The 17,894-nt window shown below is 34.7% G+C and carries 15 protein-coding genes; 2 read left to right on the top strand and 13 right to left on the bottom strand.

Annotation, left to right across the window (positions count from 1 at the left end):
* Positions 1 to 189: 189 nt before the first annotated feature.
* The 6 genes from KGF86_RS00605 to KGF86_RS00580 form a co-directional block, all read right to left on the bottom strand.
* Positions 190 to 1,641 (bottom strand): peptidoglycan DD-metalloendopeptidase family protein, encoded by a 1,452-nt coding sequence (locus KGF86_RS00605; RefSeq protein ID WP_211740815.1) that lies wholly within the window; start codon positions 1,639 to 1,641, stop codon positions 190 to 192.
* Between the two features lie 348 nt (positions 1,642 to 1,989).
* Positions 1,990 to 3,279 (bottom strand): adenylosuccinate synthase, encoded by a 1,290-nt coding sequence (locus tag KGF86_RS00600; RefSeq protein ID WP_186871200.1) that lies wholly within the window; start codon positions 3,277 to 3,279, stop codon positions 1,990 to 1,992.
* Positions 3,280 to 3,584: 305 nt separating this feature from the next.
* Entirely contained in the window at positions 3,585 to 4,955 is a 1,371-nt protein-coding gene (gene dnaB / locus KGF86_RS00595) for a replicative DNA helicase (protein WP_211740814.1), read from the bottom strand.
* 35 nt (positions 4,956 to 4,990) lie between these two features.
* Positions 4,991 to 5,437, bottom strand: a complete 447-nt coding sequence (gene rplI / locus KGF86_RS00590) for a 50S ribosomal protein L9 (RefSeq protein ID WP_186871202.1) — start codon at positions 5,435 to 5,437, stop codon at positions 4,991 to 4,993.
* Positions 5,434 to 7,407: a DHH family phosphoesterase gene (locus KGF86_RS00585; RefSeq protein WP_211740813.1), complete on the bottom strand. Its 1,974-nt coding sequence runs from the start codon at positions 7,405 to 7,407 to the stop codon at positions 5,434 to 5,436. The genes rplI and KGF86_RS00585 overlap by 4 nt, the downstream gene beginning before the upstream one ends.
* 46 nt (positions 7,408 to 7,453) lie before the next feature.
* Entirely contained in the window at positions 7,454 to 8,386 is a 933-nt protein-coding gene (locus KGF86_RS00580; protein WP_211740812.1) for a YybS family protein, read from the bottom strand.
* An 86-nt stretch (positions 8,387 to 8,472) separates the two neighbouring features.
* Between KGF86_RS00580 and KGF86_RS00575 the strand changes: the two genes are divergently transcribed.
* Both KGF86_RS00575 and KGF86_RS00570 read left to right on the top strand, forming a co-directional pair.
* A complete protein-coding gene (locus KGF86_RS00575; protein WP_246521243.1) occupies positions 8,473 to 9,084 on the top strand; it encodes a DUF1189 domain-containing protein in 612 nt (203 codons plus the stop codon).
* Between the two features lie 102 nt (positions 9,085 to 9,186).
* A complete protein-coding gene (locus KGF86_RS00570; RefSeq protein WP_211740811.1) occupies positions 9,187 to 9,639 on the top strand; it encodes a GNAT family N-acetyltransferase in 453 nt (150 codons plus the stop codon).
* Positions 9,640 to 10,017: 378 nt separating this feature from the next.
* Here KGF86_RS00570 and KGF86_RS00565 read toward each other — a convergent pair whose 3' ends face one another.
* From KGF86_RS00565 to KGF86_RS00535, 7 genes are all read right to left on the bottom strand, one after another.
* Positions 10,018 to 10,434 carry a hypothetical protein gene (locus KGF86_RS00565; protein ID WP_343221416.1) on the bottom strand — a complete coding sequence of 139 codons (417 nt, stop codon included), beginning with the start codon at positions 10,432 to 10,434 and terminating at the stop codon, positions 10,018 to 10,020.
* Positions 10,435 to 10,580: 146 nt separating this feature from the next.
* Positions 10,581 to 10,871: a hypothetical protein gene (locus tag KGF86_RS19620; RefSeq protein ID WP_425516463.1), complete on the bottom strand. Its 291-nt coding sequence runs from the start codon at positions 10,869 to 10,871 to the stop codon at positions 10,581 to 10,583.
* A gap of 1,178 nt (positions 10,872 to 12,049) precedes the next feature.
* Positions 12,050 to 12,283, bottom strand: coding sequence for a 30S ribosomal protein S18 (gene rpsR, locus KGF86_RS00555; RefSeq protein WP_047980138.1), 234 nt, complete (start codon positions 12,281 to 12,283; stop codon positions 12,050 to 12,052).
* Between the two features lie 519 nt (positions 12,284 to 12,802).
* Positions 12,803 to 13,267 (bottom strand): VanZ family protein, encoded by a 465-nt coding sequence (locus KGF86_RS00550; protein ID WP_211740809.1) that lies wholly within the window; start codon positions 13,265 to 13,267, stop codon positions 12,803 to 12,805.
* 81 nt (positions 13,268 to 13,348) lie between these two features.
* Entirely contained in the window at positions 13,349 to 15,799 is a 2,451-nt protein-coding gene (locus KGF86_RS00545; protein WP_211740808.1) for an FtsX-like permease family protein, read from the bottom strand.
* Positions 15,792 to 16,463, bottom strand: coding sequence for an ABC transporter ATP-binding protein (locus tag KGF86_RS00540; RefSeq protein WP_211740807.1), 672 nt, complete (start codon positions 16,461 to 16,463; stop codon positions 15,792 to 15,794). Before KGF86_RS00540 ends, KGF86_RS00545 begins: the two co-directional genes overlap by 8 nt.
* A 146-nt stretch (positions 16,464 to 16,609) precedes the next feature.
* Positions 16,610 to 17,653, bottom strand: a complete 1,044-nt coding sequence (locus tag KGF86_RS00535) for a tyrosine-type recombinase/integrase (RefSeq protein WP_211740806.1) — start codon at positions 17,651 to 17,653, stop codon at positions 16,610 to 16,612.
* Between the last annotated feature and the right edge of the window lie 241 nt (positions 17,654 to 17,894).

The raw sequence follows: 17,894 nt of genomic DNA, 5'->3' as shown, positions 1-17,894 counted from the left end.
TTGGTATTCCTTTATTTTAACGTACTTTAAGTTAAATGTCTTGTTTCTAAAGACCGATGTAGGTTGTAACAGCTTTATGAAAGACGGTAACTTGGTCTAAGCTTTCCCTCATGCAACAAATATATGAAGAAAAAGCTATCACTAAAAACGCTGACTCATTACATCATGATGAGTCAGCGTTTTCTAATGCTATTTCAAATAGTCTACAGGGTTTTCTAATTTGCCATCTTTATACACTTCAAAGTGTAAGTGAACACCGGTTGAATTTCCTGTTGATCCCATGACACCGATTTGTTGGCCTTTTTCAACGGTTTGTCCGACCTCTACATCAATAGATGAAAGATGTGCATAAATTGTTTTCATACCATTATTATGGTTAATTTCAATCTTATTACCAAATCCACCTTGATAGCCGGCAGATACAATTGTTCCATTGTCAGCAGCTAATATAGAACGATTCGATGGCCGTGCAATGTCAATTCCCTTATGGTAAGATCCCCAACGATTTCCCATATGGCTGGAAATGTATCCGCCAACCGTTGGCCAGGATAGGTCGCCGGTCCCTCTGGATGGGATTACTTTAGTTCCTTTGACAATGACTTTATTAACCGGCTCTTTCACCATTTCTTCATCTACTACATCAGTAGATGTTACTTTGCCATTACGAATTTCGATCGCATAATGAACGACTTTCTCACCATCAGAGCCTTCTTGCTGTACTTCTTCTTCGCCTTTATACAACTCGTCCGATTCAACGACTTCGGTTTCAAACGAAACATCTTCCTTTTTCTTCTCTTCCTTTGTCACGATTACATCAACAAAAGGCTTTAACTCTGTTACATGAAGTTCTTGCCCGATTTGAAGAAGCGAATCTTCTTTAAGTGATGGGTTTAACTTTAACAAAGTTTCTATCGTTAAATCGTATTGAGAGGCAATTTCCCCTAGCACTTCTCCTTCTTGAACTGCATGTGTCTCTTCTTTAAGGGTGCCTTTTTCCAGTAAAGCCAGACCGTCTGCTACTGTTAAAACCTCTTTTGGATTCACTTTTTTAGTAGAATATGAAACATCTTCCGATAATGTAACGTCTACAATAGTAGATTCACCAACCTCTAGGTCTACTAGTTCTTTTGGTGTATCACTCGACGCTGATTTAGCAGCTTCTAGTAAATCTAATGTATCTTTATCCGTATACTTTAGTTTATAATCTTCTATTACCTTTTGGGCGTCTTGCTCATTTTCAAAATATCCTACTACTTTATCACCAATGGTTAGCTCAACCGCTTGAGCTTGAACAGAAAGATGATTTTCTAGATATTCCTTTATTGAGTCGTTGTTATAGGTTGGATTAAACACTAATTCGGAGACTAATTTAACGTCTTCTCCTATGCTTAGATCAATATCCTGATATTTTCCTTCCTCTACTTGAAGCTTGGCATCGATGACTTGTTTAACAATTTGTTCATCGCTTACCTGGCCGATATATTCGCCATTAATATAAACGTGATGCACCTTGTCTACCGTATCTGTCTCCTCCGCAAAGACGACTCCTGTCGCTAAGACTGTTACCAGCCCCGTACTAATGATGGCTTTCTTAAGCAGACTATTTTTCTGCTTAGCTTGCTTTCTTTTTCTCGAGAACACATGCTTTCCCCCTATTACTATATGTAATATATATATAAATGGTTATTTTTTTATAGATTAAAAGACCTATGTCTACCCTCTACTAATCTACCATAATCCTATAGGGTAAGGAACATCATCCGCCTTTTTGTAAACTAATTGTATAATAAGCAACAAAATTTTCTAAAATCACTGTATTTTTATCCGATTTTTGTTGAAAAATGGGGTATTTCTTCCATTTTTATACATTTTGTTTACATTCGTGTAACACGACTTTTGAGGGAACAATACGATCGTCTGCGGTTCGTCTATTATAGAAAATCGACCATTTACGCCAACAAAAAAAGAGCATCTCTGCTCTCCTTCTGCTTAGTTTCCATATACACTGCGAACCAGATTTGTCTGTGTTCTGTCCGGTCCTACTGAAAAGATGGATAATGGGATTTGTGTTAATTGTGATATTCTTTCTAAATAGTGACGTGCATTCGCTGGTAGTTCATGCAGGCTCTTCACATTCGTAATATCCTCTGTCCAACCAGGCATTTCCTCATAAACTGGTTCACATTCTGCTAGTACCTTAAGGCTTGCAGGGAATTCTTCCATGATCTCCCCTTTATATTTATACGCGACGCAAATCTTCAATGTTTCAATTCCAGTTAATACATCGATGGAGTTTAATGATAAATCGGTAATTCCGCTTACTCTTCTTGCATGGCGAACGACGACACTATCAAACCAGCCAACACGGCGTGGTCTTCCTGTTGTCGTACCATATTCGCGACCAACCTCGCGAATTTGATTACCAATTTCATCATGTAGTTCCGTCGGGAATGGTCCATCTCCTACACGCGTTGTATAGGCTTTAGAGACACCAACGACATGCTTAATCTTCGTCGGGCCAACGCCAGAACCAATCGTTACCCCACCAGCAATTGGGTTAGAGGATGTTACAAATGGATAAGTCCCTTGGTCAATATCCAGCATAACCCCTTGTGCACCTTCGAATAGAACGCGACGGCCTTCATCAAGCGCATCATTTAACACAACGGAAGTATCACAAACATACTTCGCCATTTGTTGTCCATATTCATAATACTCTTCTACTATATCTTCCACATTTAATGGCTCTACTTCATATACCTTTTCAAATAAACGATTCTTTTCTTTTAAGTTCTGCTCCAGCTTCTCACGGAACACCTCTTTATCAAGTAAATCCGCAATACGAATTCCTGATCTTGCTGCTTTATCCATATAAGCTGGTCCAATTCCTTTTTTCGTTGTACCAATTTTATGGATACCTTTTTCTTCTTCTTGCAATATATCTAATTTCAAATGATACGGTAAAATAACATGGGCACGATTTGAAATTCGTAAATTATCGGTTGAAACATTTCTCTCATGTAAATAAGCAATTTCTTCAACAAACGCTTTTGGATCGATGACCATACCGTTACCTAATACACAAATCTTTTCTTTAAAGAAAATTCCAGATGGTATTAAGTGAAGCTTATACGTAACTCCATCAAACTTAATCGTATGACCAGCATTATTACCACCTTGATAACGAGCAACCACTTCTGCGTTTTGTGATAAATAGTCTGTAATTTTTCCTTTACCTTCGTCACCCCATTGGGTTCCAACTACTACTACTGAGGACATAGCGCACCTCCATCATTTTATACATTATATGTATTTGGTTTAATTCCATTGGTAAGTGTACCAATGTTTCAGCTAATAGTCAATGTAAACACGAATAATAATTTGATTTATCCATATATCGTTCGGCAATTTGTAATATTATTATCATGTTGGTGAGATACGAGTTATTATGGTTAGTTTAACTCTATCGTGGTGGAATATCCGCTTTATTTATCGTACTAGTAAAAATAAGCAAGGGGGGATGGGGAAAACAGAACACGAACGTTATTTTTATAGCCACGAAAAAACAGCCTCTCTCAAGGCTGTTAAGCATGAATAGGTTCTGGTGGGATATCACTAGCTTGATAGCGATGATCCAAATCCACGAACTTATTGTATTCTTTTACAAAGGCTAATTCTACTGTTCCAACTGGACCGTTACGTTGTTTAGCCAGAATAATTTCTATAATGTTCTGTTTCTCCGATTCTTTATCATAATAATCATCACGGTATAGGAAGCCTACGATATCCGCATCCTGCTCAATACTTCCAGATTCCCTGAGGTCAGACATCATCGGGCGCTTGTCCTGACGTTGTTCTACACCACGAGATAGCTGTGATAGTGCGATTAATGGAACATTTAATTCACGAGCTAATCCTTTTAAGGAACGAGAGATTTCCGATACCTCTTGTTGACGGTTTTCCCCAGGCTTACCACTACCTTGGATTAACTGAAGGTAATCGATTAAAATCATTCCTAAGCCATGCTCTTGCTTTAAGCGACGGCATTTCGAACGAATTTCACTTACACGGATACCTGGTGTATCGTCAATGAAGATTCCCGCATTCGATAAGCTTCCCATTGCCATCGTAAGCTTGGTCCAATCATCTGGCTCGAGTGTACCATTACGTAGACGCTGGGCATCGATATTTCCTTCTGCACAGAGAATACGTTGTACAAGCTGGTCGGCACCCATCTCCAAACTAAATATCGCAACATTTTCATCCGTATTTACGGCAACATTTTGCGCAATATTTAAGGCGAATGCCGTTTTACCTACAGATGGTCGGGCTGCCACAATAATTAAGTCATTGCGCTGGAATCCAGATGTCATTTTATCTAAGTCACGGTAGCCTGTTGGGATACCAGTGACGTCTGCTTTATTACGATGAAGCATTTCAATCTTATCGTATACTTCAATTAATACATCCTTGATTTCCTTGAAGCTACCCGTATTCTTACGACCAGAAACCTCGAGAATACTTTTTTCCGCTTCGTTTAAAACATCCTCTACCTCGTCTTCCCGGGCGAATGTTGTAGTGACAATATCCGTTGCCGTTCGAATGAGACGACGAAGAACTGCTTTTTCTTCCACGATTTTAGCATAGTATTCAATGTTTGCTGCAGTCGGTACACTTTCTGCTAACTGCGTTAAATAGGAAACACCACCAGCTTCTTCGATTTGCTTACTATCTGCTAATGACGTCGTAACCGTTACTAAGTCAATTGGTTCTCCTCTATCCGATAGCTTAAGCATCGTTTCAAATATGCGCTGGTGACTTGCTCGGTAGAAATCGCCTGGCAAAAGTAGCTCAGACGCTGTTGAAAATGCCTCTGGTTCAAGAAAGATGGCTCCAAGGACAGCTTGTTCCGCCTCTATATTATGTGGCGGAGTTCGATCGTTCCACTCACTCATGATTTATTCCTCCTTTAACCGTAAGCATCGGCAACTTACTGTTCCACAACATGTACTTTAACCGTCCCCATAACTTCCGGATGAAGTTTAACCGGGACATTGGTATATCCTAAAGCACGAATTGGTTGATCCAGCTCGATCTTCCGTTTATCAATTTTAATCCCATGGTCTTTATTTAAACTATCGGCAATTTGTTTACTTGTAATGGAACCAAATAATCTTCCACCATCACCAGATTTAGCGTTCAATTTAACTTCTAGACTTTCAAGCTTCGTTTTTAATTTCTCCGCTTCATTCTTCTCTTCTTGTTCTAACTGCTTAGATTTTCGCTTTTGAGCTTCCAAAGCCTTTAAATTCCCAGGAGTAGCTTCTTCTGCTAATTTATTTTTTAATAAAAAGTTTCTAGCATAGCCATCTGAAACATTTTTAATTTCGCCTTTTTTACCTTTACCTTTCACATCTTGTAAAAATATTACTCTCATTCTATTTCTCTCCCCTCGTAATACTCATCTAATATAGCTTTTAAAAGTGCTTCTGCAGCTTCAATTGTCATATCCTCTAATTGGGTGGCCGCATTTGTTAAGTGACCTCCACCATTCATTTGCTCCATAATGATTTGAACATTGATTTCCCCTAATGACCGGGCACTGATTCCAACCCTACCATCACTACGCTCTGCAATAACAAATGAAGCAGAAATGCCTGTCATAGTCAGCAATGTATCTGCTGTCTGTGCAATTAGTACCGCCCCGTAGATTTCACCGGGTGCTCCTTTTGTAATCGCAATAGTGTTACGATAAATCTCCGTTCGTTCAATTAGTTTACTCCGTTTCACATATAAATCCAAGTCTTCCTTTAAGAACTGTTGCACCAGAACGGTGTCTGCCCCTTTCGCTCGTAAATAAGAGGCTGCATCAAATGTTCTAGAGCCAGTTCGTAATGTAAAGCTTTTCGTATCTACAATGATACCAGCCAGTAATGCCGTTGCCTCCAGCATCTTAAGCTTCTCGCCCTTTGGCTGATACTCCAGTAATTCCGTCACTAATTCAGCAGTTGATGAAGCATATGGCTCCATATATACCAATGTAGGATTATCTATAAATTCCTCTGCACGACGGTGATGATCAATGACTACTTTGTATTCTGACTTACCTAATAGTCGCTTACTTACTACCATAGAAGGCTTATGGGTGTCGACTACAACAATTAAGCTCCTACTCGTAATAAGGTCCTCTGCCGTTTCTGGGCTCACAAAATGCTGCCATAAATTCGGCTCTGATTTAATTGCCTCGACTAAACGATTGACCCCTGTCGTTACATCATCCGGATCAAATACAATATACCCATCTACTTGATTGGTTTGGGCAATATTCAATATTCCTATCGCAGAACCAATCGAATCCATATCAGGAGCTTGATGCCCCATAATTATGACACGGTCACTTGCTTTGACGAGATCTCGTAGTGCATGGGAAATTACCCTTGCCCTTACACGCGTTCGTTTTTCCATTGGATTGGTTTTCCCACCATAGAAGCGAACTTTTCCAGAATCGTCCTTTATGGCCACCTGATCTCCCCCACGTCCTAGCGCAAGATCCAAGCTAGACTGGGCAAGCTTCCCTAGCTCCGGTAATGGTGCATTTCCTACACCAACACCAATACTTAGGGTGATCGGAATATCTAATTCATTGTTAAATTCATGCATTTCATCTAATATATCGAATTTCGTTTTCTCTAGCTCTTGTAATATTTCCTTCGTTCCAACAGCTAAGAAACGGTCTTGTGACGTTCTCTTTAAATATAAGCCATTATCCTGTGACCATTGATTTAAAAAGGCTGTTACTTCCGAGTTTAGTTGGCTCTTTATCGTATCATCCATGTTCTGGGTAATTTCGTCATAGTTATCAAGAAAAATAATAAATAATACCGTTTGTTCATTTTGGTATAAGGTTTCCAGTTCTGCTTGTTCCGTACGATCAAATAAATAAATTAATCGCTCTTCCCTACGGATTATCCCTTGAAACTCAAAATCCTCTAAGCGAATACGAACTTCATCATTATTCTCTTTTATCATCGGAATAAGTTCCTCTGAAATAACATTTAAAGACTGACCAACAATCGTATCCTCTTCGGTAAACTGATTCATATATTGGTTCGTCCATTCCACGGTATAATCTTCACTAAATAAGATAATCCCAATCGGCATCTCTAATAGCGCTTCTTCTCCTACCTTTTTAACACGATAGGATAACGTCGCGATATATTGCTCCGCTTCATCGGACAGTTTTCTCTCTCGTTGAATCGTATAATAAAACGACACCATTAAAAGCACGGTCATGATAATCCCGAGTATCCATTCATAATACCATATGACTCCAAGTAAGATGACAGATACAGCATATATCAGCCATAAATGCTTGCTTAACGTTGGTCGTTTCAACTTATCTGACATTGAACATTCAGCTCCTATTAATGAGCGCTAGTATAATAATTCACTTCTATTTTACCATACGGTCTCTTAGTCCAAACCCTAAATCAATTATACCCAAGATTCGTACCAACGGAAAAAGTAATGGTGCAAATATCAACGTTACAACCACCAGCACAATTGGGATGGCAATCGATATGTTTTTATGATGGGAAATAAAGAAAATAAAGGAAAATCCTTGTATCGCCATGAACAATCCAGTAAGCATCATGACATTTTGTAAGGCAACAACCAATGTTCCATCTTGCTCACCTTGGAATAATATCAAAATCATTGCTAACAAGTAAATCCAAAGTATTGCTGTTGGAAAGCGCAGATTTCTGAACTTTGGAAAGCGTAGTCGCTGTTTTTCCAATCGATTTAGGATTTTATAGCTAACCCACTGATTTAATAGTGCCAGTAAAAGAGAAGCAAGCACAACAAATACAGGTACAAGTTGTTTATACAAATTCAACTGCTGCTCCATGACAGTAAACTCTGCGTCTGCTTCCATTCCAAGCTGATTAGCCATATCTTTACTTAATTCTAATACCTCATCTGCTTGTTGAGAAAATTCCTCTATTACATTTATATTTAGTACGGAAAGCAAAAACACAAAGGTCAAGAGCAGACCTACAGCAAATCCAATCGTTCCCCTTGCCCATGTTTCATATGGGGTTAATTCACGATGAATCGCGGTTCCTATCATGACACCACCTATTCCCACAACGATTGGTATAGGTAACACCATAATAGAAGCAAACAGTATCGATAATATGGTCGCAACCCCTAGCATAATCAAGGAAGGCTTCCAATCATATTTAGCGGCAAAAATAATAAATGGAACAGCTAGTAATAGCATCGTAATTACTGATAATACCGGAATAAAAATAGATACTAATAATAATACGATATATATCGCTGTGAGTAGTGCTCCATCTCTTAATTGTCTTGATTTATTCATCCAATATGCACCTCATGCTTTAAAAAAAGTTTATTATAATATGATAACATGTTTAATTGTGTAACTGGTAATAGAACTGAGTATCTTTGAGCGATTGCTTCTATAATGAGGGCATTGGTGAAGTAGAAGAAGAAAATTCGGTAATTGTTCAAGCTTTATATGACAACTTCCATTATAATATAAAGGAAACCATATTTAAAGGATTGAAAATAATGCTTTTATGGAAAACATTTCTATTAAGTATCAAGCTCCCAGCAAAACAGGTTGTCTTTCAATTAAACCGAATTCCGATGGATATAACGGTTTTTTATATGTTTATTTTGCTGTTCATTGTTTCTATTCCTTCTTTAATTGATCAGCTAACTAGATCTACCGGGATAGGCTCTGATATGAATGTCATTTTTAAACTCATTTACTTCTTTATTTTTTACTATTTGCCGTTAACGATTATGGTATTTCTATTTATTACCTTCCTTGGCTATCTCTTTACATGGGTTGCGAGGCTTATGCACCGTAAGCTAAAGCTACAAATTTTATGGAAGATGATTGCGTATACGACAACAATCCCGTTTATACTTTATACGGTAGTGGCCCTAATTTACCCAATTGAAGATACGTATTTATTGTTATCTTTAGTTTGGACTCTCGTGCTGTTGTTTACCATTATTAAGGTTTATCCGAAGAGAATGATGTCTTAAATAAATGCTCAAATAAATGATTCCTACTTGTCATACTATACAAATGAGTAATACATATTGGTTGTCCATTACCACTTTGGAAAACTCAAAAGGGGATAAATGATGGAATTACTAACAGAAAGACTAAAATTAATTCCTTGTACCAAAGTGTCAATATCCATGTTAAGCACGTCAAAAGAATATGAAATGGGTCAACATATAAATATGTACTTAGGAGAACTAAGAGAAGATCCTACTCTATTGGGTTGGGGTGTATGGTTTGTGATAGATCAAGAAAATAACAACATTATTGGTGATATTGGTTTTAAGGGAAAACCTAACTCAGCAAACACCGTTGAAATTGGATATGGAATTGTACCTTCCGCACAAGGGAAAGGCTATGCAACGGAAGCTGTTCAAAAACTTGTAGAGTGGGCTTTTTCAAATAAAAACGTAACGAAGATAGTTGCTGAATGTCTTGTTGATAACGCCCCTTCAATAAGAGTGCTAGAAAAGTTACAGATGAAGCGAATTGGCTCAGAAAATAATATGTTAAAATGGCAATTGGAAAAGTAATTTTCATTAGTGCGGTTACAGAAAGGCGTGCAAAAAACAGCACGTCTTTTAAGTTGCAAAAGTTTAAAGTAACTTGCTCTGATAAAAAATATCATTGCCCACTGTTAAAGTAGTGTACTAGTAAGAAGCCACTGGTTGATGTATTGTATCTGGATTTCTTGAAATTTTCACTTTTAATCATTCCTTTTGCGTATTATTTTCACCTTCCAAATAATAAATTTCCATACATTATACTCTTCTTCAACTAACCGAATCATTGGTGTAAAATTACTATAAACAAATAATAGCATAATATTCCGAAAATATATTCTAAAATCAGACTGTTGAATAGCTATTTATATAATAAGGTGCTACCAATTATGGCAACACCTTTTCTATTTATTCTTGTGTTAAATGTTTGTACTCTAGCACTTCTACACTAAAACTATGTTTACAATTAATCTTTGGGCTATCACAAGGTGGAGATACCCTTACTTTAACCAAGTCTTCTATATATTTAAGAGGGTTATTGTCAGGTACTTGAATCCTTATAGAAATATCATAAGAATGGTTGTTGTTATAAACGATATCGACAATCCTTTGTTTCCCCCACCCAAAACCGGAATTATCTTTCCCTCCATACTCTTTTATTACCCTTTTATCAATAACTGGAAAAATAATATCCCAAATAATATCTTCTGGTGTAACATACCAGTCTTCAGCATAAGGTTTAATTTCCTTTTGCTCTTGAGATTTAGCATTAACTAAGTAGTAATTAGTAGCAATTATCATTAGGAACGTAAGGAAGACAATCACTTTTTTCAAGATGCTCACTCCAATATAGTTTATAACTAGAATGTGACATCTTCGTTTGTTTTATCCAGATCTGCTTGTTATAACCCCATGCTCTTCATCTAAAAAAGCACCCGCAATAAGTACTTTATTATAAATACAAAAGGTCATCATTTACTTTTAGAAATGTTAATAATTTCTTTAATAACGGAATTAACTTCTTTGTCATCTTTAATTACAAATAAATAGTCTCCTTCCCCTTTTTCTGGGTCAACTACATCTTCATGTAAAGATTCAGCTTGTTGCCGAATAAGCACCTGCTCAAAATTTGAATAGGCACTTCTAAATATATTGGTATTACGTTTACTATTAATTACCCGTTCTTTTAGAATTTCATCGGCAATATCGAAATGAACCAATATACGGATAAATTTATCTTTATCATAAACTTCTTCAAGCAAATACTTTCTACCTTTTCTAGTACGATTTGCACTACTGGCAATAATATGAAGATCCGTGTTTTCTATTGCATAATCAGCAATTAACTTGGAAATAGCATGTTTAAGAGTATTAGGTCCAGTTTTCGGTTGTAACTTTTGGTAATAGGTATTAATAAATTCAGCATGATTATCTTGGTCTAAAACAAAAGCGTTTTCTAGTTCTTCAATGTAGTTTATGATTTTAAAAGTATTTTAGAAGAAGATATAGATTGGTGTCTAGTGATGCCAAGAATTCATTTAAGCTCTTCATAAAATTATTCCTTAGGTTAGGTTCTCCATCAATATAAAGTGAAAAATAAAGTGATACCATATTTCTTGCTTTGTTATAATGCTTTTCAGTATATAGATAGTTAATTAAAGATAATATGTTTCTTAATGAGTATTGCGGACAGATTGAGCCAGAAGTGCGAAGTTTTGAGCCACTGTATGCGGACGTTTGAGCCAGTAATTGCGGAAGGGAGAACCATCGCCAACGCTTTGCCATAATTAGCATAGGTACTGTAGTCCGCCACCATTGACTTAACTTTTGTCCGTTTTGAGGAACAATTGCAGGTTTGTCACAAATAATGCCAAAGAGGCACACCTGCTAAAGTATGATAACACGGACAAGCCGATTCTAAGCATTCGCTGGTGGGGGCCCCGCCCCCTTCCAGCAAAAGCAAAGAAACGGGCGTTACAGTCAATGGCAAGTAGCTCCGCTATGGCTCTGACTCTATAATTTAAGATTAGTTGTACTATTAGTGGCTCTCGCACCGCAAATGGTGGCTCAATGTTCCGCATTCGGTGGCTCAAAACTACGCATAAGCGGCTCAATTCATCCGCAATAAACACTTAAAAACGAATTGTAGACATCAGCAAATTTATCTAAGTCTGTTTCATATAAATAGATTGAAATTATAATATTGTCCATAGTTTCGTTTAATTTTAATTTGTTTATAACCTTTCCACGCAGGTCATCTATACTTTTCTCAAATTCCTTATTCATATTCTAGGTCACCCTAGACACCCTTGTCTTAAGCTAATCACTACTACTGCCTTCGTGATTCGGGACTTCAACCCTAGAGAATGTGTGCATGCCTGGCACACTAAAAAAAGAAGACACCCATTTTGGGATGTCTTCTTAATCAAAAATCCAAAAGTTACTCTGCCACATATGGTAATAAAGCCATTTGACGAGCGCGTTTAATTGCAATTGTAAGTTTACGTTGATATTTTGCAGAAGTTCCAGTTACACGACGAGGAAGAATTTTTCCACGTTCAGAAATGAAACGTTTTAGAAGATCAACGTCTTTGTAATCGATGTGTGTAATACCGTTCGCTGTAAAGAAACACACTTTACGGCGCTTACCACCGCGTCCACGACGAGCTGCCATCTAAATACCTCCTTCGTTCTTAAATTTATTTATAATACCTTTGAATTGACATAAGTTAATGATTTGCCTTGTGTGGAGACACTTCATTAAGATTATTTATTTATGTGTATATCTTTTGTGTGTTTGTGTGTAATGTGCAATATTTATGATATATAAAAAGAGGAGTAAAGTCAAATATTATTTGAACTCGGAAAAAAGAAATCTTTCTTCATTCCTAATAAATAGATTATTTGATTGCTTTTTATTTTAACTTAATCCTTTTGAGTCAAAACTTTTAAAAATTATCTATGCAATTATTAACGAGACAAAAGGAGTTTCTTTTATCTATTCAAATGGTTCAACTTAATACAGAAGAGTTGATCCTTTGGCTTAGAAAGACCCGATGAGTTTTAGTATGCTAAGAATCATCAGATAACAATAACCCTGTTTTATATCTTACTATTTAAATAACAAGGCAATGATAAATCACATCACCTTGTTATTATAATCTAGGTATCTCGGGAAATGTTTATATAAACACTATTTCAATATTCTCTGAACAACTTTTGATTTCCATATTCCAAATCCTATTAAAGCTCCAAACATATTTAATAAGAAATCATCAATATCAAAACTTCCTGTTCTTGTTATTAGTTGTAATACTTCAATAATAAAGAACAACATTACCATTAAAATTGAAAACAGGCCTATTCCTCTTAACTTATTTATGAATTGCGGAAGATAAATACCCAGTGGAAGAAACATTACTAAATTTCCCCCAAGATTTTTAATCGGTATATCTATATTCATACTTTGGTCAAATAAAGCTTTAATATATGTTGTTATCGTTTTAAATGGAACTAAATTTGATGATTCCCTTATATAATTTAATAACGATATGTCTTGCCGAATATAAATTCTTGAATCTAAGAATAATAAAAACACCAAAGCAATTATATAAAACAAGAAACTTATACTAAAAGCAATTCTGAATATTTTTTTCATCTAATCTCCCACTCCCATTCTGAGTTTAAAATATGATTGGCATTCTAACATGAGACATGTAAAATTGTTTAAACCCTAGTTTTACTCTTCTTCCCGAATTAAAGAATAAATAGATTGATGTTTGATTATTATTACAATTACATACCATCCAATCATAATTAAAAATAAAATAAATAGGACTGACAAGCAAAAATATTGAAGGTAGAAGAAATAAGGGTATAAATTATCCAAAAGTTGAGTCAGTGAAAATACTATTAAAGATAAAATAGTTGCTATAATTATATAAAAGAGCATTTCCAATAATAATAGATAATATATTTCCTTTTTCTTCATCCCTAGTGTTAGATAAATTCCCCATTCTTTTTTTGTCATTCTATACTTACTAAAGATAATAACAGTTGTACTTACAATCGATAAGATGACTGAAATGAGATAAGCTAGTTTTCCCAAATATCCAACGAATAGCGATATACGTTTGTCATCCTCTATAAGAGTTGAAATCTTTTGGTATAAGCTCCCTGGTGTAAGAGCGATAATTTCGGACAATTCAGATTCGAGCTGTTCAATATCTTTTCTACCTATTTGGTCTTCTAGATAAATGGATATTTCATTATATCCCGAAAACAACCCCTCATCAATAGCGGTTTCTTCTGCCATAACAACAACGAAATCCGTATACTGTATATCAATTGATTCGCTGATTTCCAAGGTAAACGGTCCATTATACATATTTAATATTTCAAAGTCCCAGTTCTTCGTCTTATAACTTGAATCCTCTTTCTTTTTTTGTATAAAGGTTAATTCTTCTCCATTGAGTTCATTTAAGTCTAATTCTTGTGTATAAGCTGGGTTATATAAAATAACTTTTCCAAGTAAGTCTTCGTATACTAGATTTGGATATAACTTTGAAAACTCAGATTCATCAACTAAAACATATCTAACGTTAGGAATAATATAGTCATCATAATAAGTTACATCGCTAAAATTATTTTCGATTAACCAATTTTTAATGGCATTGTTTAATAAATCCTTTTTTAATAAAGGATGTACATCTACCATAAAGGGCGTTTTTTCTAAATACTTTATACTCGGATCTTCTTCAAGTTGATAGACTACTTCCGGAGAAAAAGTTAATCCCTCTTGATGTAAGACAGTTAGGTTGTTAACTACATCATAACTATAAATCTCTTGTGAATTTAAATAATAATCAATTTTCGTATTCCAGATACCAGCTGACTCTTTTTCGACAAAAAAAGAGAAGTTAATGATTAAAATTGATAAAGTTAGAGTGAGTATCACTAATAGAGAATGCTTAGGCTTAGTCTGCAGCTGATTCAGAACTTTTCTCATGGTGAAATCATTAACTTTAATTGGTATTTTATTAGTTTTTATGTTGTTAGAATGAGGCTCTTTTAGTAATGTATTAATTGAGCTATCTTTAATAAAATTAATCGATAAATAAGAGCTATGTAAAGTAATGTAAAATACTCCAACAATACAAATAACTACTATCACTATGATATATAAAATGTTTGATAGATTTAGATTACTAATATTGAAAGTGTTATTAATAATCCATACATATAAGAAATAAAGCAATGGTAAAGATAAAAAAAGACCGATTAATAATAAAATAAAAATTTGATATAAGTTCAATTTAAGCAAGTTTAGATTGGTCGATCCCACAGTTTTTAATACAGCTAATTTTCTTTGCTGATTAATATTAAAAAAATAAAATAAACAATACATACTAACAAAAGAGCCTAAAAGAATTATTATTTGAAAAACAAACGATATTATTGCGATTTCCTGATAGTTTGTTAATCCGTTATAAAATAGACGTTCATTAATAAAACCAGTATGATCTACTAAAAAATCAGAAGACTTTTCTTGCATAGAATCAATATTTCCATTATTCCCATTTAATCGAACTAAGAAATTCTGAGATTCAATCTCTAATTTGTTTTTATTTGAAAGAATAATATTTGGAAAATCATTAACTCCTTTTTGAACATTATTGGAAACAGTCCACTTCGCTGAATAATCCTTAACAATCCCCGATAATATCAACTCTAACTCCTTATTATTTATCTTTAATATCTTCTTTTCTCCTATCTTCCAGTTTTTGTCAACTAATGATAAGTAAGAAGATTCAATTGCGACTTCATTTTCCCTATTAGGAAATGAGCCATTTAATAGTTCAATTCTTCCCATCTCCAAAGCCTGCTTATCCAAGGTTCCAACTGTTGCGATAAACTCATCCCTTAGCTCGATATTACCCATAATCCCTATTCCGCCAATTTTCTTTATATCTCCATTTGCGTTAAGAGTTTCTTTTGATTCAATAGAATCTAATAAGACAAGTGTATGCTCCCCATAATCGGAATAGGCCTGTTCTTTCAATCCGATTTTAATGGACTCGGATGCTGTAGAAACAGCTATTATACTGGCCAGCACAATAGCTATGGTTGTTACCAATAAAATGAACCAACTTTTTCGTGAAATTAAAAGTCTGTACCCTAATTTAAACATTAGTGCGTTCCACCTTTAACTCTCCATTCTGCATTGTATATAAATGATGAGGATTTTCAATTAAATTCTTTTCATGTGTGACTATAACTAAGCTTAATCTATAATCGCTACATAATTGACAAAGTAAATCTACAACTTTTCTTGTTGTTGCATAATCAAGATTTCCTGTCGGTTCATCAGCAAAAATAATTTCAGGTAAAGTAATAAGTGCTCTTGCTATTGCAACTCGTTGCTGTTCCCCACCAGATAGTTGGTGCGGCTTCTTTTCTAGTAAATATTCAATCTCTAATCTCTCTGCGAGATATTGAGTTTTAAATATATTATCTTTTTGATTAAACATTAAGGGTAATTCAATATTTTCTTTAACTGATAATTCTGGGATTAAGTGAAATGATTGAAAAACAAATCCAAACGATTCTCCCCGTATCCTGGCCTGTTCATTATCATTTAAGTCATACAAAGAGCGATCTCGATAAAAAACCTTTCCTAAAGTAGGCTCTTCAATACCTGCTAACATACTTAAGAATGTAGATTTACCTGAACCGCTCTTTCCTTCTATTACATATATTTTTCCTTTTTCTATTTCGAAAGAAGTTGGCTTTATAACTTCCAGTTCATTTGAAAATGTTTTGCTTATTCTACTTGCACTTAAAACAATAGACAAAAAAAAAACCCCCTTAGTAAATTGTCTCTTTAATATAATAACTTAATTTGCTAATAAATTGAAATGTTAAATATAAATAAAATTCTATATAACGCTCTTAACTTTACTATAATAGGTATTTTTATATTGTTTTCTGAAAAGTGTATTTATTTGAAATAGTAACCTGTATTTGTTAATATAGAGATGTAATCCATAATATAAACTTCACTGTAACCGCATTCTTTTAGTTCAGTACCGTGCGTATGCCTTAACATATGCGGTGTACATTTTATTCCTACATTATCTGATAAAGCTTTAAAAGCCTTTTCAGCTGTATTTCTTGTCATATACATTCCAGCATTCGTTAAACCATGATTTACAAAGATGGTATCTATTTCATCCTTTTGTGGTCTGTGTGAACAAACATAATCATCAATCGAATAAATTAAATCCATCGAAACAGGGATATCCCTTTCATTTGTTTTAATAGTGTGATCCTTATGATAGGATGGCAGATGCCTTCTAACATATATTGTTCCTATCTGCTCTGTTGGATTTAGTTCACTATAATCCATAAGACGTAATCCTAAAGCTTCTCCTATTCGACAACCAGTTTCATAAAGAAATTTAAATAAAAGCTTGTTTCTAGCAACTATTTCATTATCTTTAGATAAACCATCAATACCTTCATAAAGTATTTCAATTTGATTTAGAAATAATCTCTTGGTATTCTTTGATTTCTCTTCTTTTTGCCTAAACAGATTCATATTCAAATTATCTTTTTTTACTGTATGCACATAATATTTATTCTTTTGTAGCTTATTTTTCACTGTTATAGGGTTATCATCTATAAATCCCCCAACAGCTTCATAATATTTATAAAATGATGCAACTGCTGCAAGGTATTTATTTATTGTCTTTGCTGACTTTTCTTCTTTCTTTCCGACTTCTTCTGATTTAATGAATTCAATAAACGAGATAATACTTCGCTTATTCACTTCATAAAACTTCAAATCTTTTTTGGAAAGCCACTTAAAGTATTCCTTTAAGCTTCTACAATAACTTTCTATGGTATTAAATGCCAGCCCCTTACCTTCAAGGTACTGCAAGAATAGAGCAACCTCCTCTACTATGTTTAACTCTTCATCCACTAAAACAACCGATTGTTGTCCATTATCCTTCATTGTTCTCCCTATTGTATATGAGCGCATAAAAAAAACACCACCTATCATAATACTAAGTGAATGCATAGATAATCTATACAGGTCCTCCACACACTATTTCGGACATTTCACTTATACATTAAGATTCGATGGTGTTTGACAAAAATCCTTCTTATATACACACTTTTTTACACAATTTACACACTACGTATAATCTAATTGTCATACGCTTATACACACATAATATTTACACAGTTTGTTTTCACTAAAACCCTTGATACAGATGGAA

The organism is Ornithinibacillus massiliensis (assembly GCF_018310345.1).
Taxonomy (GTDB): Bacteria; Bacillota; Bacilli; order Bacillales; family Amphibacillaceae; genus Ornithinibacillus; species Ornithinibacillus massiliensis.
The sequence above is the reverse complement of the archived record's forward strand: the minus strand, read 5'-3'. Positions and strand labels throughout refer to the sequence as shown.